The organism is Pseudomonas sp. FBCC-B1667 (assembly GCF_059133255.1).
In genome coordinates this window covers 3,391,543-3,411,700 of record NZ_CP101437.1, presented here as the reverse complement: position 1 = coordinate 3,411,700, position 20,158 = coordinate 3,391,543, and the positions used below count along the sequence as shown (strand labels likewise).

Annotated in this window: 16 protein-coding genes and 1 pseudogene; 9 read left to right on the top strand and 8 right to left on the bottom strand. The window is 51.6% G+C overall.

The genetic code is table 11. The features are described from left to right. The first annotated feature begins 14 nt into the window (after positions 1–14). Complete coding sequence (locus NL116_RS15520; protein WP_494377955.1) at positions 15–1,058, top strand: AraC family transcriptional regulator; 1,044 nt, start codon at positions 15–17, stop codon at positions 1,056–1,058. 55 nt (positions 1,059–1,113) lie between these two features. Here NL116_RS15520 and NL116_RS15515 read toward each other — a convergent pair whose 3' ends face one another. The 6 genes from NL116_RS15515 to NL116_RS15490 all read right to left on the bottom strand — a co-directional run bounded on the left by NL116_RS15515 (position 1,114) and on the right by NL116_RS15490 (position 8,545). Further along, positions 1,114–2,556, bottom strand: a complete 1,443-nt coding sequence (locus NL116_RS15515; RefSeq protein ID WP_494377954.1) for an aldehyde dehydrogenase family protein — start codon at positions 2,554–2,556, stop codon at positions 1,114–1,116. 90 nt (positions 2,557–2,646) lie between these two features. Continuing rightward, positions 2,647–3,663: an AraC family transcriptional regulator gene (locus NL116_RS15510; RefSeq protein WP_494377953.1), complete on the bottom strand. Its 1,017-nt coding sequence runs from the start codon at positions 3,661–3,663 to the stop codon at positions 2,647–2,649. Between the two features lie 170 nt (positions 3,664–3,833). Next, on the bottom strand, positions 3,834–4,829 hold the full coding sequence (gene moaA, locus NL116_RS15505) for a GTP 3',8-cyclase MoaA (protein ID WP_494377952.1): 996 nt from the start codon (positions 4,827–4,829) through the stop codon (positions 3,834–3,836). Positions 4,830–4,895: 66 nt separating this feature from the next. Continuing rightward, positions 4,896–5,672: an enoyl-CoA hydratase gene (locus tag NL116_RS15500; RefSeq protein WP_494377951.1), complete on the bottom strand. Its 777-nt coding sequence runs from the start codon at positions 5,670–5,672 to the stop codon at positions 4,896–4,898. Between the two features lie 60 nt (positions 5,673–5,732). Continuing rightward, positions 5,733–6,185 (bottom strand): OsmC family protein, encoded by a 453-nt coding sequence (locus NL116_RS15495; RefSeq protein WP_494377950.1) that lies wholly within the window; start codon positions 6,183–6,185, stop codon positions 5,733–5,735. A 53-nt stretch (positions 6,186–6,238) separates the two neighbouring features. Next, positions 6,239–8,545 (bottom strand): molybdopterin-dependent oxidoreductase, encoded by a 2,307-nt coding sequence (locus NL116_RS15490; protein ID WP_494377949.1) that lies wholly within the window; start codon positions 8,543–8,545, stop codon positions 6,239–6,241. Between the two features lie 267 nt (positions 8,546–8,812). Here NL116_RS15490 and NL116_RS15485 point away from each other — a divergent pair, with 267 nt between their 5' ends. From NL116_RS15485 to NL116_RS15470, 4 genes are all read left to right on the top strand, one after another. After that, on the top strand, positions 8,813–9,430 hold the full coding sequence (locus tag NL116_RS15485) for a TetR/AcrR family transcriptional regulator (protein WP_494377948.1): 618 nt from the start codon (positions 8,813–8,815) through the stop codon (positions 9,428–9,430). Positions 9,431–9,621: 191 nt separating this feature from the next. Continuing rightward, a complete protein-coding gene (soxC, locus tag NL116_RS15480; RefSeq protein ID WP_494377947.1) occupies positions 9,622–10,929 on the top strand; it encodes a sulfite dehydrogenase in 1,308 nt (435 codons plus the stop codon). Between the two features lie 22 nt (positions 10,930–10,951). Next, positions 10,952–11,491: a c-type cytochrome gene (locus NL116_RS15475; protein ID WP_494378069.1), complete on the top strand. Its 540-nt coding sequence runs from the start codon at positions 10,952–10,954 to the stop codon at positions 11,489–11,491. Positions 11,492–11,776: 285 nt separating this feature from the next. Beyond that, positions 11,777–13,054: an O-acetylhomoserine aminocarboxypropyltransferase/cysteine synthase family protein gene (locus NL116_RS15470; protein WP_494377946.1), complete on the top strand. Its 1,278-nt coding sequence runs from the start codon at positions 11,777–11,779 to the stop codon at positions 13,052–13,054. A 112-nt stretch (positions 13,055–13,166) separates the two neighbouring features. Here NL116_RS15470 and NL116_RS15465 read toward each other — a convergent pair whose 3' ends face one another. Continuing rightward, the gene (locus NL116_RS15465; RefSeq protein WP_494378068.1) at positions 13,167–14,006 is read right to left on the bottom strand and encodes a DMT family transporter; all 840 of its coding nucleotides are present in this window, start codon (positions 14,004–14,006) and stop codon (positions 13,167–13,169) included. Between the two features lie 224 nt (positions 14,007–14,230). Beyond that, positions 14,231–15,115: a LysR family transcriptional regulator gene (locus NL116_RS15460; protein ID WP_494377945.1), complete on the bottom strand. Its 885-nt coding sequence runs from the start codon at positions 15,113–15,115 to the stop codon at positions 14,231–14,233. 654 nt (positions 15,116–15,769) lie between these two features. On the opposite strand from NL116_RS15460, the gene NL116_RS15455 reads away from it, so the two are divergent. The 4 genes and pseudogenes from NL116_RS15455 (at position 15,770) to NL116_RS15440 (ending at position 20,073) form a co-directional block, all read left to right on the top strand. Further along, the gene (locus tag NL116_RS15455; RefSeq protein WP_494377944.1) at positions 15,770–16,336 is read left to right on the top strand and encodes an acyl-CoA dehydrogenase family protein; all 567 of its coding nucleotides are present in this window, start codon (positions 15,770–15,772) and stop codon (positions 16,334–16,336) included. A 136-nt stretch (positions 16,337–16,472) separates the two neighbouring features. Beyond that, complete coding sequence (locus NL116_RS15450) at positions 16,473–17,807, top strand: MFS transporter (protein ID WP_494377943.1); 1,335 nt, start codon at positions 16,473–16,475, stop codon at positions 17,805–17,807. 117 nt (positions 17,808–17,924) lie between these two features. Next, positions 17,925–18,575: a 3,4-dihydroxy-2-butanone-4-phosphate synthase gene (gene ribB / locus NL116_RS15445; protein ID WP_494377942.1), complete on the top strand. Its 651-nt coding sequence runs from the start codon at positions 17,925–17,927 to the stop codon at positions 18,573–18,575. A 171-nt stretch (positions 18,576–18,746) separates the two neighbouring features. Beyond that, positions 18,747–20,073 (top strand): annotated as a pseudogene (locus tag NL116_RS15440) (OprD family outer membrane porin). Positions 20,074–20,158 lie beyond the last annotated feature (85 nt).

Below are 20,158 nucleotides of genomic sequence, written 5' to 3'. Positions count from 1 at the left end.
GAGGATCGCCCGCAATGCAATCACATTATTCAAACAGGTCCACACTTACCGAAAGGGCACTGACAATTTCTGGACACTTCCTGCAAGCAATGCTCCGAAAAACCAGAGCTGTTCACGGCGATGAGGCAATACTGAATATTTTTCGAAAATCTAATATTCCTGAAGCGTGTCTTTATCAACCAGAGCTAAGGATCAGTCGCGCACAATTTATAGCAGCGTACAAAGCGAATGTTGTTCTAATGGACGACGAAATGCACGGGCTGTGGTCCCGATCCATACGAAGTGGCACGTTGAAGTACCTAATGTTAAGCGTGTTGGATGCAGCAAATATAGCAATAGCACTCAACAGATTCGCCCGATTCTGGAATTTACTGCTGGATGACTATAAGCTTTCATTGGTACGCGAACACACCAGAATTGGAATCATTCTAAAACCGCGAATAGAAAATTTAGAAGTGAATGTCCTGGGTCACGAACTCATGATGAGACTGGCTCATGGAATTATCAGCTGGTTGCTGAATACTAAAGTCGAGCTTGAACGTGTTCAGTTCGCATTCCCACAACCAGAACATTTCACCGACTATGCCTTCCTGTATCCAGGACCTGTCATTTTCAACGCAGACTACAGTGCCCTTTGGTTGGATTCAAAATACGGGCTCACTGGTTTTCGTCGTACTCGTGTAGACCTCTGGGCTTTCTTACGACGTGCTCCAGAAGATTGGGCATTCACAACTATAAATACTGGCTTGTACAGCACTAAAGTCAGGCAGCACCTTGCGGCTTTGGAAATCCCATCAGATGATGTTGACGAAGTGTCCAATGCGCTAGGGCTGTCTACCCGCACCTTGACTCGCAAGCTACAGGCCGAGGGCACCAGTTTCAGAATTGTCAGAGATCATTTACGTCGCGATCTCGCCGTTCAACTACTCACCCAATCCCGCATCTCAATAGATGGAATCTCAGCCCTTGTGGGTTTTGAAAACACTGCTGCTTTTTGTCGCGCGTTCAGGGGTTGGATGCAAGTGAGTCCCGGCGCGTATAGAAATCGAAATGCATAATTGCCTATGATGTATGAAGGGTGATCACTCAAGCAAGAGCAATCACCACACGCTATTACAGCGCTCCCATTATTGACTTTATTTCTAAAAACTCATCGAGCCCTGCTGCCCCCCACTCCCGTCCATTTCCCGATTGCTTATAGCCTCCAAAAGGCGCACTCATATCGACCGGAGCACCACAAAGATGGACCATCCCGGTACGCATACGTTTGGCAACCCGTTTAGCGTTTAATAGGTCAGATGAATAAACATACCCTGAAAGACCATAGATTGAATCATTAGCGATGGAAATGGCTTCTTCTTCGCTGTCGTATCCAATAACGACTAATACAGGTCCAAAAATTTCCTCTCGCGCTATTCGCATCGTATTATCAACCTGCGTAAATACGGTTGGAGAGATGTAAAAGCCGCTATTATTTTCTATTGGGTTTTCAGCGCCACCCGTTAATAGCTTTGCGCCCTCGTCAATGCCGGCCTGGATCAACTCCCGAACCTGGTTATATTGACGCTCATTCGCCATCGGCCCCATCGTGGTTTCAGGATCCATAGGATCACCCACTTTAATTTCAGCGCATACCTTGATGATAATTCGCTCGACCGTCTCCAGTTGAGTCCGAGGTACCAACATTCTGGACGGGGCCGTGCAAGACTGGCCGGAATTCGACATCATATGCAGAACGCCATGTCGAATGGCCTGTTCCAAGTCTGCGTCAGGCAGAATAATATTGGCAGATTTCCCGCCTAACTCTAAGGACATTCTTTTAACAGTTTCAGCACCGGCGACAGTCAGGCTCGCTCCGGCTTGTGTGGAGCCGGTCAGTGACACCATGTCTACAAGAGGGTGAGAAGCTAACTGTTGCCCGAGTTTTCGTCCTTCTCCATTGACCATATTGAATACACCTGGAGGAACCCCAGCCTCTTCCATTATCTCGGCTAAAATCAACGCCGAGTAGGGAGCATTCTGGCTTGGCTTTAGCACCATGGTACAACCCACGGCCAGCGCAGGCGCTAATTTGCAGACCGTCTGATTCATCGGCCAGTTCCAGGGTGTAATTAAAGAACATACACCTATGGGTTCTTTCGTGATGAGAGTCGACCCACGTTGTATTTCGAAACTGAAGTTTTTAAGTGCCTCAAGCGTAGCCTGGAAATGCCAGAGCCCAATCGTTGCCTGAAGAGGACGTGACAGTTGATGAAGAGGCGCACCCATCTCAATGGTAATGGCTTCAGCCAATTCATCTAACCGTCTTTCATAAACTGAACATATCCGTTCTAACAACGCCACACGAAAATCCACAGTGGTGGTTGAGTAGCTTGGAAAGGCTTCGAACGCGGCCTGTATAGCGGCTTCTATATCAACCGATGAACCAAACGAAACTGAGCCTGATACAGTGCCATCCGCTGGATTGATAATATCGCGATCTGACGCGCCACCCTGTGGACTGGCCCAAACACCGTTAATAAAGAATCTATTGCGATTTTTACTTTGCAGAAACATTTTCGCTCTCCGGTATCGTGCGTAACTTCTACGCAAAAATACCGAATACACGACGGTCGGGCTTGTCAGCGCATGACTAAAATACTGACATCACGCGCCAATCAGAGAAGACTGCACCTGCTGCCTGTATTGTTGAGGTGTCAACTGCATCCAGCGCCGGAACGCGCGGCTGAAGGAGCTCGCTTCGGTATAACCGAGTAACAGTGCAATGTCGGTGATGCTATGGCTGGAACAAGACACATAATTTTCTGCCAGCGAGCGACGCACCGCTTCAACAAGATGACTGAAGTCCAAGTCATAATCGGCCAACCGACGTTGAAGGGTCCGTACCCCCATGTTCATTGTGACTGCTATTTGGTCTATGCTGGGGCACCCACTGCTCAAGCTGTCAGCAACGTGGCGCAGCAGGCAATTAAGTAAATCGTTGGGACCCGTCCTCATCACACGCCGTTGCTCAAGGAACGCTTCTAACGCTTGGAACAGACGAATGTCGGCGGTGCGCACCGGCCTATCCAGCAAGGAGGCCGGAAAGAACAAACGATTGTCCGGCTGATTGAAATGCACCGGGCAATTGAATACTTCTTTATAGATGGACAGGTCACTGGAAGCGCTATGTTCAAACTCAACACGGGTCGGCGCAAGATCAGGACATCCGGTCACTTCACGAATCAGACTCAGACCAGAAGCAATTGAGAACTCAGTATCTTGCTTGCGTTGAATTATGAGAGGATCAATAATCTGATAACTAATACCCACATATTTATCAGAATGGGTGATGTCAATTTTAACCCCTTGAGTGAGGACGCCAATGAAATGACTTAAACAATGCAGAACCAACTGCATTGTTGGCGCGCTCCGAAGCGCATGGCCCCACACACCCCATCCATGACAATTGGTAAGCAGCCCCACCTGAAGCCCAATATTCGGTGATAGCTCTCTACCCAGTACTTCCCATAGACCGATATATTGAGACAACGGAATTTCGTAACCTGGTGAATTCAAAACATCCCTGCTAAGACCCACTTTCGCCAGGTAGGGTGAAAACAACTCAGCGTGTTGTGTGAAGAAGCTTTCGGCGTATATGGTATGGCAATGATGAAAAGTCATATAGCCTCTCTTGAGCACTCATACTGATTGACTTTCCCGACTCACACTGGGAAAAATCTCAATTTTTATTTTAGAGCCTCACTATAGGATGGCGTCGCGGCAATACTTTGCCAAACAAGCCACTGGATATGCAGGACACGCCAAGCCTGCAGCAGAGTTATGACGTGCCTTTAACCTCCCGTCACGCTCATGAAGCGAATAACTTGAACATCTTGCGTATGCTCAAAGGAATGAGCGGCCGGCTTCAACTTCATCGCCTCTATAATTTTTGACTTCAGTGCGTCGCGAGAGTAATCAGCATCGCGCAATACTTCCTTGAGATCAATGTCGTCATTTTGACCAAGGCAGAGGACGAGCTTACCTTCTGCAGTGACTCGAACTCTATTGCACTGACTGCAGAAATTATGACTGTGAGGTGAAATAAAACCTATATGACTATCATAGCCTTTTACGCTGTAATATCTTGAGGGTCCTCCCGTCACATCGGTTACCGCGTTCAAGCTCAAGTGTTCGCTCAACTCCTTGAGAACTTCATCACTGGTCACCAGCGTTTGACTACGATTATGGCTATCCACGACCCCTAACGGCATTTCTTCAATAAAACTAATATCCAAGCCTCGCGTCAGTGCGTAAATTGCCAAATCGTAAACTTCATCACTGTTGACACCTTTTTGTATAACGCTATTAATTTTGATTCGTTTGAAGCCGACCGCTCTCGCCGCCTCGATCCCATCAAGAACCTTTTCCAATCTGTCCGCTCGTGTCAGTTGTGCAAAACGCTCGCGGCAAAGCGAATCAAGACTTATATTAAGTCTTTTAACGCCTAAACGATTCAACTCTTTCGCTCGCCCCGCCAACTGCGAACCATTTGTCGTTATCGACAGGTCTATTAATTCTTTATGGCCTCCCAATTTACACAACAATCCGTTCAAATCTTTTCTGACCAAGGGCTCGCCTCCAGTCAAACGGATCCTGCGCACTCCCAGTTCAATAAAAGTACTGGCGACCTCATACAACTCTTCGATACTTAACACTTCGTGGCGAGCGGCAAACTGCATATTTTCAGGCATGCAATAAATACATCGAAAATCACACCGGTCGGTCACCGACAATCTCAGATAATCTATTCGTCGACCCAGTGGATCGACTAATCGAACAGCAGTCATAAGCTCTCTCAACTTATACGTGGAGCTCCTGCCTGGAGGGCGCCGCCCGCCCTCCAAAACAACACATCAGTTGCTGACAGGGCGCTTGTTCAAGAACCCAGCGATACCTTCAATGGCGTCAATCTCCATGGCATTACACGCCATGACGTCAGCGGCATATGAATACGCGTCTTCGATACACATTGACAGCTGACGATAAATCATTGACTTGCCATATCTGATTGCGGTTGCACTTTTAGAGGCTATTGCAGCCGTTAGGATATCAACAGCGCTGTCAAGATCTTCATGATCGACTGACTGATTAATCAGCCCGCATTCCGCCGCGGTATCTGCATCAATAAACTTACCGGTAAATAACATTTCGAAAGTTTTTTTGATGGGCACGTTACGCGTAAGCGCGACGGACGGAGTGGAGCAGAACAGCCCCAGATTTATTCCTGAAACTCCAAATCTAGCGCCACGTGCTGCCACGGCCAGGTCGCAGCTCGCTACGAGCTGACAACCGGCGGCAGTTGCGACACCCTGCACGCGCGCTACAACGGGTACAGGTAGCGATTGAATACCTACCATGACTTCACTACACAAGCTGAACAAGCGTCGGTAGAATGAACTGTCTTGGTTCTGTTGCATCTCTCGCAGGTCGTGACCTGCGCAAAAAGCGCCTCCTTTAGCAGCCAGGACGACACAGCGAACGCTTGGGTCGCTGGCAATTAAATTTAATTGATCCCTGAGCGCACTCAGCATTTCTTCAGACAACGCATTGTACTGTTGCGGCCTGTTAAGCCACAACGTCACAACATTATTTCGGCGCTCATGCAATACCCTATCATTTACATTCGACATATCACGTTGCCCTTATTCCTGCACGCAGTGTCAATCTACTCACGCAATAGTCTTATAGACTCAGGAGTAGCTACCGACCGTAATCTTCGCCTTAATAGAGTTTCCAACAAAGCACCTTTTGTGAGCGCCCGCATGCATACGAGCAATAGCGCCATCATCAGGTTTCTTTTCCCCAGCGAATACTATCTTTGGATACAGTTCGATGAGTGTAATTTCGAGCCCGCCGCTCTCAGTTTTCTCAAGATACCCCACCGGCGTATCACTGTAGGATTCAGGAAGAAATCCCTGTTGCTCGGCGATAGCCAAGAAAAAAAGCATGTGGCAGCTGGCAGCGGCAGTGACCAACAGTTGCTCTGGATCCGCACACAAGGCATCCCCTTTATATTCAACAGCAGCCGAAATATTTAATTTCTGCTGTCCTTCAAACCGAGCTACATGGTTACGTGAATAGGTAGAGGCGTCATCGGAATGGATATTTTTTTCCCATTTGATTTCAGCAACATGTTCAGACATAACGCACCCTCAGACAATATAATTTATGATTGCATCTTACACACAACGAATTATTAAACGCTGGACATATCGTCGATCAGATCCTGATAGTATTCCATCGCCGACGGCGCAGCATCAGTATAAGGTGAAAGGTAGACTAAACAGGTATGCGCGGCACACCCTTGGCTAAACTTGGATGACGCAATGTCTAATGTCAGGATGTTTGGATTCCCTGCGAGATCCAAATTGTTTTTTGGCGTTGTTGTTAACCACGCGCCGGTTGGAAGCACCACGACCCCTCGACTGACCGTGTCAGTTATAGTTGCAGTGGCTAGACAAGCCCCTCGTGCATTCCAAACTTTTACTGTATCGCCATCGATGATTTTCATCCGGCGCGCGTCTTCTTCGTTGATTTTTGCTTGCTCACGCCCGTTGCGCTTCAAGGCGAGACTTGCTTTGCCCGTTTCCAATTGACTGTGCAGTCGACCCTCCGGTTGATTTGATATCAGATGCAGTTGTGACGCGTCTGCATTACCCAACCACTCTGCAGGTTCCAACCAGGCAGGATGAGACAAACAGTCATCGTAATTCAAGCTCGATAACATTGAGCTATTGAGAACGATCTTGCCACTTTCTGTTTTAAGTCGATGCCCCTCTGGAGACTCGCGGAAATCTTTTAAATACGTATGATTGCTGCGTATAGGACATTGCGCATAACCTTGTTTCCAGAACACATCGAACGCTGGCATTTCAAATGCATTGCGATGATAGGCATCCGCTTTGGTTTCATTGTATATGTATTCCAACCATTCAATTTCAGTGCGCCCTTCATTGAATTCATCAGCCACACCCAACTTCGCTGCAATGGCATCAAAAATATCAAAATCCGATCTGGAATCACCCACTGACTTTATCGCGCGATGCATCGCCAAAATATAGTCAGATCGCTTACTGGCTGCAACGTCATTGCGTTCAATGGATGTGTTGGCTGGAAGCAAGATATCCGCACGTAACGCAGTCGGTGTGAACATTGGATCTTGCACAATGATCGTTTCCGGCCGCTGCCAGGCGACATCTAATCGGTTTAAGTCCTGATGATGATGAAATGGATTACCCCCGGCCCAATAAACAAGTCGTACATCAGGGTAGGTTTGCTCCTTACCTTCATACGTGAAACTCATTCCAGGATTTAATAACATATCGCTGATTCTTGCGACTGGTATGAAGTTAGAAATTGGCCTTTTAAGTTGAGAGATGGACGGTGATTTACTGAGGTTCACCGGTGCACCCATGCCACCAAGAGATGCATATCCGTAACCGACGCCGCCGCCGGGCAACCCTATCTGCCCCGTCAATGCTGCAAGCGCTAAAGCGGCCCAATAGGGTTGTTCTCCATGGTGGGCACGCTGCAAACTCCAGCTGAGCGTCAGCATTGATCGCGTACTGGCGAGTAAAGTAGCCAAGTTCACAATGTGTTGCTCTTCGATGCCCGTGATTGAGGAGGCCCACGCTGCATTTTTGTAAGTGCCGTCCTTACTGCCATCCAGATAACTAACAAATTCCTCGGAACCGCTCGTGTATCGCGCGAGGAAGTCTTTATCATGAAGATCCGAACGTAGAATCTCCCCTGCCAACCCGAGCATAAGGGCAGTGTCTGTATTCGGGCGAATAGGCCACCACTCGGCACCGACCCATTCAGGGAGATCGTCCTTCAGGGGTGAAACAAGTATCACCTTTATTTTTTTTGCTACTATTTGCCTCAGGTAACTTTCGAGTGAATGCTTCGCAATGCTACCGGCTTCGTTCTGCGCTGTTCTGGGGGAAAGCCCCCCTAAGACCACAAGAGTCTGAGTGTGCTCTACAATGGTATCAAAAGTACTGGCGTCCCCCGAGCAAGCCGCTGCATCCCCAAGAATATGTTTAAGTATGGTGGGGCCCGCAGCTATAGAATAAGTATCGACGTGCCCGGTATATCCACCTACCAGATTCAGCATCCGCTTAAGCAAAGAGGGTGCATGGTGAAGTCGACCACAACTGGTCCAGCCGTAGGAACCTGCAAATATCGCTTCGTTTCCATGATTGGAGGATACTCGCTGAATTTCTTCAGCCACTAAACTTGTCACAGTCTCCCAGCTCACCGGTATAAACTTGTCTTCACCACGCTTGGAGCGATCACTTCTCTCACGGTTCTCAAGCCAGCCTGCACGAACCATAGGCTGCGTGATGCGGCGTTCAGAACGGGCCCATTCACGAACAGAATCAATTATCGGAGAAGGCGCTGGATCGTGCTCGAATGGCTCAATCCCGACAATTTCATTATTTTGGACAAGAATTGAATAGGCTCCCCAATGACTGCAATGGGCAAATCGTTCAACCTTCATGTTAGAGCCTCCAATTTTTTCTTCTGATTCTTTGGACGTCACTGTGCATTGGCTTGCGCGTGTCGAATTCGCCCAATAAGCAAAGTAATACGAGAGGAAGGCAGGAGCTTGTCAGCAGATGACAGAGTCGTTGACATCTAATGCCATTCGAGTTTGCCGTAGCCATGACAGACCAAACAGATCTTCAGGGTGATACGCACTACGCATCGATATCCTTCAACACGCCTGCATGGGTATGATTGGCTCCTACCAAGCTGGAATTGACTCATGGGAAAGAAAAACACCGCTGCCATTGCCGTACCCACTGAAATCGGCACCAAAGAACGGATACTGAAAATCGCTGCGGAGTTGTTTTCCACTCGAGGCTTTCACGCGACCGGTATGGCCGAGCTTGAAAAGGCCACAGGGCTTGGTCGAGGTGCGCTGTATTACCATATTGGCAGCAAAGAAGAGTTGCTGTTCGAGATCACCAGCCGCTATCTGCGGGTCTTGATCGCTGAAGGCATCCCACTGTGCGAAAGCGATCTGCCTGCCGAAGACAAATTTCGTCAATTCTCTACCATCGTCATGCGTACGATCGTCACCCATCTAGCCGAGATGACGGTCTGTTTCCGTGAAGTGTATTCCGTCATTGGTGCACGTCAGACCGAACTGCTCGACCTGCACCGTCAGTATGAAAAGCTCTGGTCGCAGATCCTCAAGGCAGGTGTCAGCGAGGGTATCTTCCATACATCCGACTCATTGGCCGTCAAGGCTATCCTTGGCATTCACCACTACAGTTACCTGTGGATCAAACCAGAAGGCCCGCGCTCTCCAGAATCCATCGCAATGTTCTTTTGCGACACCATTCTGCCCGGACTCAAAACTGCGCAACACAAAGCCTGACGGCTATCAGCGGTGCATCGCATGCGCCGCCTTCCCGCTGCCCCCCTCCTCCCCCAAATCTCTTTTAACACTCTGTCGTAGCTCGCAACCACTGGACCATCGGTATTTTCCGATCTAAGCTCACCCTCCAGACTGACCGATCGGTCCATTGATCGGTGTATCTGTTCCGGCAAAGCTCCAGAGGAAAAAAAATGACAAAAAAATCCATGGTCTCCGCTGAGCAAGAAGCGTCTGAAACACCATTGGCTCGTCGAGATTTTCTGATTAAAAGCGGAGCACTTGTTGGCACCGCGGCCTTTGCTCTGGTTGACAGCAAACTCGTTACAGCAGAGACCACCAGCGCGACCAGCCTTGACCCGAACCTACCCCTTGGAGTCCCACAATGGACTCGCAGCCTGGGCACACCCACAGCAAGCCCTTATGGGCACCCTTCAACGTACGAAACCAAGGCGATCAGAAGTTTGTACCCCGGCCTGAAGGACACAATGTCGGCCTACAGCACCTCGCCGCTTCAAGAGCTGGACGGCATCATTACGCCCAACGGTCTGTTCTATGAGCGCCACCACGCAGGCGTCCCGCAGATCAATCCTGCGGAACATCGCCTGATGATCCATGGCCTCACCGAAACAGCGCTGATATTTACCGTGGATGAGATTCGCCAGTTTCCCGCTGTATCGCGGGTGCACTTCATGGAGTGCTCGGGCAACCCTTCATTCCTTCCCCCTTGGGGTAAAACTGCGGCCGAAGTGAGCGGCCTCGTGAGTTGCGCTGAATGGACAGGAGTGACTCTGAGGACATTGCTGGATGAGGCCGGCCTGAAGCCCGAAGCCAAGTGGATAATCGCGGAAGGTGCCGACGGGGCAGCGATGACGCGAAGTATTCCGATCGAGAAGTGTCTGGACGATGTGATGGTCGTGTACAGCCAGAATGGCGAGCGTCTTAGGCCAGAGCAGGGATACCCTTTACGCCTTTTTGTTCCGGGCTACGAAGGCAATACTCACATCAAATGGTTACGTCGATTACACGTCACCGACGCACCGGCCTACAGTCGTGAGGAGACCGCCAAGTACACTGATTTAATGGCCAACGGCAAAGCCCGGAAGTTTTCCTTTGTCATGGAGTGCAAATCACTGATCACCTCCCCCTCCGGCACTCAAAAGCTGACACGCAAGGGCGTCCATGAAATGCGTGGGATTGCCTGGAGCGGCCACGGAAAAATCTCACGTGTCGACGTCTCTGTAGACGGCGGTTACAACTGGACTGAAGCCAGGTTACAGGAACCCATTCTGACCAAGGCACTAACCGCCTTTAGAGCAGCCTTCGAATGGAATGGCCAGGAACTGATGATTATGAGCCGGGCCATTGACGAGACCGGATACGTACAGCCAATGATGGAACAGTTGATTGACGAGCGTGGCAAGGTCTCGTTCTATCACAACAACTCAGTGCAACCGTGGCGCGTTTCCAGCAATGGGGAGGTGACCAATGGGCGGGCTTAGATGTGGAGCGTTAGTCTTGGGCGTGCTGGGTGCATGCGTGTTCACTTATGCCGCGGCGGAACCTAAATACGGCTTGGGCACAAAAGCTACGGACGCACAGATCGCTGGCTGGAACATCGATGTAGCCCCCGATGGCAAGGCATTGCCACCGGGGAGCGCAACAATCGCGGACGGCGAAAAGGTTTACATGAGTAGCTGCGTCGGCTGCCATGGCATGAAACTCGAAGGCGGCGTAGGTCCTGCGTTAACGGGAGGTGAAGGGTCACTGACTACTGAAAAGCCGCTGAAAACAGTCGGCAGCTACTGGCCCTATGCGACGACGCTCTTTGACTACATACGCAGGGCAATGCCGTTCCAGGCTCCTCAGTCCCTGACAAACGAGCAGGTCTATGCGGTGACCGGCTACGTCTTGCACATTAACAAACTGCTCGACGCCAATGCGACGGTGGACGCGTCGACATTAGCAAACCTGAAAATGCCGAATCGAGAGGGTTTTTTTGTCGATGATCGACCCGATAGCAAAGCAGTTGCCTGCATGTCTAACTGTTTGAAAGCCCCCTAGCAAAGGGTTCAGACAACGGCCTACCATCAAGTTGGTGCATTCAAAACTTTCTGCGCCTCCGATCCCCATATCACCTTTAGTGGCGTGAAGAAGGGCAGATTTTGGTCGTGAGTTATCACACTTTGGAGTACGTGAATTCTGTAACGCACAGACGCTATGGCTGGACCGTCATTAACTGTATGAATGAGTTCCGCCAGCCTGGGTCCAGGCGAGGCGTTCTTTACCGTAATGCCTCAATCATTTCGAACAAAATCGGGTACATCTTAGAGAAGGTCAATAACAATCATGAAAGACGCCACAATCGCACTGCACCACGGTTTCAAGTCGGATCCGACCACCAAAGCCGTGGCCGTGCCAATCTATCAAAACGTTGCTTTCGAATTCGATAACGCCCAGCACGGCGCCGACCTTTTCAATCTGGAAGTGCCCGGCAATATCTACACGCGAATCATGAACCCCACCAACGACGTGCTGGAGCAGCGCATTGCCGCCCTCGAAGGCGGTATCGCCGCCCTGGCCGTCTCGGCCGGTAGCGCAGCGATCCACTATGCGATCCAGACCCTGACCCGCGCCGGTGACAATATCGTCACCACTCCCCAACTTTACGGCGGCACCTACACCCTGTTCGCCCACCTGTTGCCAAGTTTTGGCGTCGATGTGCGCTTCGCCCGCAACGACTCTGCCGATGCCATCGCCGAACTGATCGATGACAACACCAAGCTGGTGTACTGCGAAAGCATCGGCAATCCAGCGGGCAATATCATCGACCTCGAAGCCCTGGCTGAGGTCGCCCACGCCCGTGGCGTGCCGTTGATGGTCGACAACACCGTGGCCACGCCAATCCTGTGCAAGCCGATCCAGTTTGGTGCCGACATTGTCGTGCACTCGGTGACCAAATATGTCGGCGGCCACGGCAACTCCCTGGGCGGTGTGATCGTCGATAGCGGCACCTTCCCCTGGACCCAATACCCGGAAAAATTTCCGGGCCTCAACCAGCCTGAGCCGGCCTATCACGGCGTGGTCTACACCGAGAAATTCGGCCCGGCTGCCTTTATCGCCCGCGCTCGCACTGTTCCACTGCGCAACACCGGCGCGGCGCTGGCACCTATGAACGCGTTCCTGTTGCTTCAAGGGCTGGAAACCCTGGCTTTGCGCATGGAGCGCCACACTGAAAATGCCCTGAAGGTAGCGCAATTCCTGCAAGGGCATGCTGAGGTGGAATGGGTCAGCTACGCGGGCCTGCCCGATCATCCACATCACGCACTGGCGCAGAAATACATGCAGGGCAAACCATCAGCGATACTGTCGTTTGGTTTGAAGGGCGGCTACGAAGCAGGCGTGCGCTTCTACGATGCGCTGCAAATCTTCAAGCGTCTCGTGAACATCGGTGACGCCAAGTCTCTGGCCTGCCACCCAGCCTCTACCACCCATCGCCAGATGAACGAGCAGGAACAAGCCAAGGCCGGCGTGAAGCCAGAGATGATTCGTTTGTCGGTCGGCATAGAGGCAATTGAAGACCTGATCGACGACTTGCAGCAAGCGCTCGGTTCAACTCAACGCTGAAGCCAGGTCGTTAGCGCGATGTTGCTCAAGTAACGGTGCAGGCATTCGCTAACCTGGGCTGTCATTAGCCACGTTAGGAATGCCTGTCACAACTGTCACGACCTTGCAGCGATTAGCGTTGTTGCTTGCTGCCCAGGACCAATGCGACGCCGCCGAGGACAGCCAGGGAGGCTACGACCAGCCGTAGGGTGAGGCTTTCATTGAGGAAAATGATACCCGCAAGTGACGCCAGAATGGGCACACTCAACTGCACGGTAGCCGCTTGAAACGATGCCAGATCGCGCACTGCGCTGTACCAGATCGCGTACCCGACGCCCGAGGCCAGCGCTCCGGAAAACACCGCATAGAGCAGGCCCAGCGGATCCCAACGCAGCCCTGGTAAAAACACCAGACTGGCAAGAAGAACCAGAGGGATTGACCGAATGAAGTTGCCTGCCGTGGTTGCCAAAGGGTTAGAAACGCCTTTGCCAAGTAACGAGTAGACCCCCCATGCAAGCCCCGATACCAGCATTATGATCGCGCTCATAGGGTCGGGGGCCGTCGCCCCAGGGAGCAGTAAACTGATCAAGCCACCCAGCGCCGACAATAGACCGACGATAGCCGGTAGCCGCATCCGCTCGCCCTTGAAAACGCCATAGAGAACCATGGTCAGTTGCACAGCACCGAACAGCAACAATGCCCCCGTTCCCGTTTCGAGGTGAAGGTAAGCAAAGGAAAAAGCGAACACATAAATGAACAGCGCTGCGGCGCCCAACCAACTTCCCTTGACCGGCGTTGAAGGCCGTTTGAGGGCGCAAATCAGCCACAACACCAAAGCACCACTCACCAGTCGAACAACGCTGAAGCTCGCTGCATCAATGCCGGTGTGTTTCAGCGCCAGGCGACACAGCAACGAGTTGGCGGCGAACGCAACCATGGCAAAACAGGTCAGCCCTATCAGCCTCGCGGACACGGATGAGGTAGCGGTCTGCGTGAGGTGATTGCTCATTATTCTTGTTGGCTCCAATGCCCGTGTGGGCTTTTAGATGTTCCCTACGACGATGCATGACCGTGCGCGGTTTGAGTTCCTCGCAAATTTATAACGGCCCTGTACCGACCGGTCAATAGGAATTGATTCCAGGGCTGAGCGGGGTGCCGATACAGGCTTTGAATGACGTGCGCCAGGACATTCTTTCACTAGCGATGAAAACTGCTGGCTTCGTAGCTGATGTCTGCGATAGCGGCCAACAAATTAGCGTTGGGGCGTCGGTCATACACCGCAGTAAAGGGCATCTGATAACATTCGGGGGCTGTTTTCAAAATCTTCAGTTCGCCGCTCTTGATGTAACTGGCACAGGATGAGATTGGCAGCAAGCTGATGCCCAGCCCACCACGGGCGAGTGAAATGATTGCGCCTAGAGAATTACAAGTCGCCGCTCGCTGCTTACGGCCGATGGGCAGGTCCAAAAGATCATCGATCAAGTTATTAGTGTAGGACTCCGTGCCCTGATACAAAATGGGCCACTTTCGCAGTTCCTCCACAGGCATCATTTCGTTGTAGGGAATAAGAGAGTCACTGGCCATCCAGGCAAATGAAACAGTTCCAAGTTCACGTGCAATCAGGCCAGGTTCCGGAGAGTGACCTGCCACAACTGCTAAGTCCAGGTTACCACTCCGGATTCCCTCTGAAAGAAAGGGGTTCAATCCAACCTCATATTCCACTTGAAGGCCCGAATAACGAGCTCTGATAAGGGCCGCAAATTTCGGCAACCAAGTCATGGCGACCAACTCTGCAACGCCAATTCGAATGATTCCGGTCAGTGAACTCTTCGAAGCCACTGTGTGTTTTATTTGCGAGGACAACGTCTCCATCTGTTGAGCATAGACAACAAGCTCTCTGCCTTTGAACGTCAGTTGCACATGACGTTGCGATCGATCAAATAGTTCGACGCCCAGGTCTTGTTCAAGCTCAATAATGCGAGCCGAAATCGTAGACTGTGTGACACAAAGACGATCTGCCGCCGCGGAAAAACTTCCAAGTTCGGCGATTACCAAAAAAGTCTCGAGTTGTCGGAAATTCATATTTTTCTTTCTCTTCAATGATCAATCTGCACTTGAAGTGTTTAACACTAAATGCGGGGGACCACTTTTTGGCCACCCTGTAATCGATCTCGGATGTGGCAATTCGTCGGGATCATCACACGCTATCATGCCGGTCCAGTCAAGCAGGACGCCCCTCGTGTGCAACCCTCACCGGAGCACTCCGAAGGAAACGCAACCCGGGTAGGACAGCAGAATCCGATCGGGGACTAGGAGCCCCTAGCTCTGACTCCCAGCGTACGAGAGATGTGCTCCGCCGCCCCGCGCTGTCTCACCTTCACACCTCCCCATCGAAATTATCGATTAACCCTGACAAAGTTTTTTCGTTTGAATTTCAATCGTAGTTGGCAAATTATCAGCCTGGAAATGTCGAGGAGGAGAAAGGCGTCACAAGCGACTGAAAGAGGTTTTGCACATCTCATTCATGGTCATCAACCAGCCCGAACTGATGGCTTGATATGCCTGAAGTCTGCCCCTGCAACTCAAGTCATGACGCAGCGCAGCAGCGCAAGTTGTATCGAAGCACATGAATAACCCGACACGTCAGAGCTGCATGACAACTGGATCTCCAACTTTCAGTAACAGGACGTGTCGCTTCACTGCCGAACAAGGCTCCAATAATAATAGGTGATAGATGTGTTGAGCACTAAAAGTGAACTTTCGACAGATAAACTGGATACCCGTACTTGGGGCTGCCCGCCTTCACCTCGGTACGCTTCACTTGTTGAGAAGATCAATGATACTGCCGAATTTGTGGCGAAAAGAACGCGCGTTTACTCACACGGCGCCGCCAGCAAATCCTCACACGACCCGCAACTTTTGCAAGTAGTAGTCGGTGCCGTACGAGGCATGGCTTACTCAGCAGGTGCGCTGGTGATGCGACTTGCTGAAAGCATGGAGAACGTTGTCAATTTATTGAGAGACGGCGACAAGGACGCTTATGACCGAGCGTGTCCGCTCCTCGAAATCGAGACGTCTCAGATCCAGTCAGTTGTTATCGATCTGGTTTTAAACGCCGCAACTCAAGCATTTGATGCAATGAGTGCTTCCAGTACCAAACAGGGGCTGGGACTTGACCGCTATTGGAGAAACGCGCGCACCATCGCCTCGCACAATCCGCACATCTATAAACAGCGAATAGTTGGGGAGTTTGCCGTCAATGGTACGCTGCCGCCCGCTCGCTGGACGGTTGGAGCTGTATAAGAGACTGATCTCATCGCCTACAGCGCTCGTAAAGAGCGCTGACTATCATGTTGCGCGCTTATAACAATAAGAACGCTCCTTCAATATAACAACTACAAAATTCGACATCTTTACGCAAGTAAAGGGAGGATGAAAAATGAGCGATACAGTAGCGAATACTCGGCTGATTGCTGCTGAGGAATCCCCCATGTCTGACGGCTGCTCCCTGACGATGGCTCAGCGCCGACAATCACTGAAAGCAGCGGCGGCAGGGAACGTCCTGGAGTGGTATGACTGGACAATCTACAGCACGCTATCCATTTACCTGGCGGCAAACTTCTTCGAAAAAACTGATCCCACCTCTGCCTTGCTTTCCACCTTGGCCATCTTTGCCGGCGGCTTCGTCGCAAGACCTTTAGGCGGTTGGTTTTTCGGACGTATTGCCGATCGTCGAGGAAGAAAATTCACCTTGGTCGTAACGATGACCTTGCTTGCATTAGCAAGCTTGGGCATCGCCCTCCTCCCCACCTATGAGACCGCTGGAGCATTTGCTTCCTTTGCCCTGCTCGTGATGCGGATCCTTCAGGGATTTGCTCATGGCGGTGAGTCAGGGGTTTCCTACGTGTATGTGGCTGAAATTGCGCCGAGGCACAGGCGAGGGCTCTGGACAAGCTCGGTCTACGTGAGTGTCATTCTGGGCATTATGATCGCCACCGCCGTTGCTGCGGGCCTGACGTCAATTTTTACAGCCGACGTGATGAATGAATGGGGCTGGAGAATCGGCTTCGGCGCGGGCTCTGTGCTCGGTCTGTATGTAATGTATTTACGTAAGAGTGCCCATGAAACGGAGGTCTTCAATGCGGCTGATGCGGGGAAGCTTCCGCCGGCGCGCGACGTCCCAGGCAAGCCTGTAAGCATCGGTCGCATCATCATGACAGTGATGGTGATCAACGCTGCAATGAACGTCTGGTATTACACGTGGGTCGCTTTTGCTCCAGCAATGGCTATTACACAGCATGGGATGGATCCAAACAGTGCCTTTCTGTCGAGCCTTGGAGCGCAAGCTTGCATGATTGCATTCCTGCCTGTTTTCGGATGGGTTTCGGACAAGCTTGGTCGGCGCATCAATTCAATGACATTCGCTGCGCTGGTCGTTCTGTGCGGCCTTCCAATCCAGTCGCTTCTGTCAAGCGAGCCGTCGTCGTTATTCATTGCGCAAAGCCTGGGTCTGTTTATCTATGCCATCGGCGTAGGGCATTACCCTGCGTTGATGGCCGAATTGGTGCCGGCTCGAATGAGGGGCATGGGCGTCAGCGTAATCACATCGTTGGCCGCTGGTCTTTTCGGCGGAACAGCACCCTATCTTAATTCCTGGTTGCACTCGATTGGCGAAGCCTGGGTGTTTTCCGGTTACGTGATTGCCCTCAACGTCATCATGTTCGTGGTCGTATTTTTCATGCGAGAGACCAAGGGCATTGACCTCAGGCACTAATGATCAACGGGCGCACCTCCACGAGGCGCCCTCTTCCCTGTTCACATCCTGTATGGCAGTGACCCGTTCACTGCAGTCAAACAAAACCCAACTTGATTAAAAAGAGGCTTGATAGCTATGAAATTGGATAGCGTCGCCAGTGCGGTTCACGCAATCAGCCAAGGTGAGATGGTCATTGTGGTCGATGACGAAGATCGGGAGAACGAAGGCGACCTTGTCGCCGCCGCCGACCTGGTCACTCCGGAGACTATCGCTTTCATGATGCGTCTGGGACGAGGGTTGATATGTGTGTCCATTCAGCCGGAACTGGCTACCCAATTGAATCTGCCGCTGATGGTGTCCGAGAATTCGGAAAGCTTTGCCACAGCATTCACCGTTTCAATAGACGGCGTAAAGGATGTTACGACAGGGATCTCGGCAAGCGACCGCTCGAACACGATCAGACAAATGCTGGTCAAGTCTGCGACGCCACAAGACTTTCGCAGACCCGGCCACGTCTTCCCGTTGATCGCTCATCCGCAGGGTGTCCTTGGTCGTAATGGACATACTGAAGCATCGGTTGAGCTGGCAAGACTTGCAGGTTTGACGCCCAGCGGCGTTATTTGTGAAATCGCCAACGATGATGGAAGTATGTCCAGATTACCGGAACTTATAAACTTCGCCAAAAAGCATGCTCTGCGAATAGTCAGCATACGCGATCTTATCGAATACATAAGTTGCGAAGCGATGCCTTATGCGGGCATTTCTAAAATGCGCATAGCAGTTTAACGCACCCTTATAAGGGCCAATTCGTTGCTTGCAAGTTGCGAACTTACAGACCGTAATTGATGCCCCGTGGCAAACGTTAGAAATATCGCGATGCGCTTTAGACAAACGTGCTTGATAACAATAAGAATTTCATGCTGACGGTGCTCACTGTTGGCAACGAGGAAGCGCACTATGTGGTTTAAACTTATAACCTTGGGCATGGCCTGCGCCTACCTGAGCAGCGCATTCGCCAGCGCAGCAGAGTCGGCCAATGCATTCATTGAAGGCAGCACGACTTCAGTGGGCTTTCGTAATTTTTACTGGAATGCCGACAACCGCAACGGCAGTTACCGCAATCCCGAAGGCGAACGGCAAAGTTATAGGCAAGAGTGGGCGCAAGGCGTGTTAGCGAAGTTTAACTCGGGCTATACACAAGGGCTGGTCGGGTTCGGACTGGACCTGAATTACATGGGCGCGCTGAAGCTCGATGGTGGTAATGGAAGGGTCGGCGATGGCGTCGGCAATGGCGGCATCGTTTCGCGAGACAATCAAGGCGATCCGAAGAGCGGGTGGTGCGGTAAAGATGCGGGTGGGCCACACGGAACTGGCCTACGGCGACCTGTTCCCCGATTCTCCGGTGCTCAAGTACGGTGACATTCGTCTCTTGCCACAAACCCTCAGGGGCTGGAATGCCACGGACCGCTCGTTCGATGGCCTGAGCCTTAACGCCGGTCGTTTCGTCTCCAGCAGTGACCGGGCGCAACCCAATCATGGCGGGCATCTCGGTACGGCCTATAGCGGGCGCCAGGCTAACACTGAATTTGTCAGTTACTACGGCGGCATCTATACAGGCATCAACAACGTCAAGATCAAGCTATTCGGTTCCGAACTAGACGATATCTGGAACCAGCAGTTCGTCTCTATTGACTACCGCCTGCCCTTGGCCGTCGGTGGCGTGATCAACACCGGGGTCAACTATTACCGCACGCGGGATACCGGTGCCGCCTTACTAGGTGATATTCGCAACGATGCCTGGAGCACCCGTTTGGGTTATGCCCTGGCAGGACACAAGGTCGAACTTGCCTACATGCAGATCGATGGCGACCAGCCGTTCGACTATGTCTGGAACAGTTTCGATATCGAACTTGACTCAGCCGCCCAGGGAAGTGACTTCAACAGTCCCAACGAGAAGATCTGGAGTGCCCGCTACGACCTAGATGCTGCAGTGCTTGGTGTGCCGGGCCTGAGCTTTACCGCGCGCTATCTACGCGGTACCGATATCGACGGCAGGGATTCGGGCGGCGCGTACTCCCGCTATCAGGCCGTGCGCAATGGCTCGCAATGGGAGCGTGATCTGTGGGTCAAGTACGTCGTGCAGTCGGGCCCCGTCAAGAATCTATCGTTACGCGTGATGCTCGCCACAATGCGAACAGGTGGCGATTACGGCGCCATTGCCAACGACCTCGATCAGACCCGAATCATCCTTGATTACCCTCTGGATCTCGGCTTTCTGAAATAGGCCAACCAAAATCGCGAGCATCGATCCCGGGTTGAAGAGCAGGGCAAAAAAAAATCGGCACAGTCTCTCGCATCGAAAAAATCGA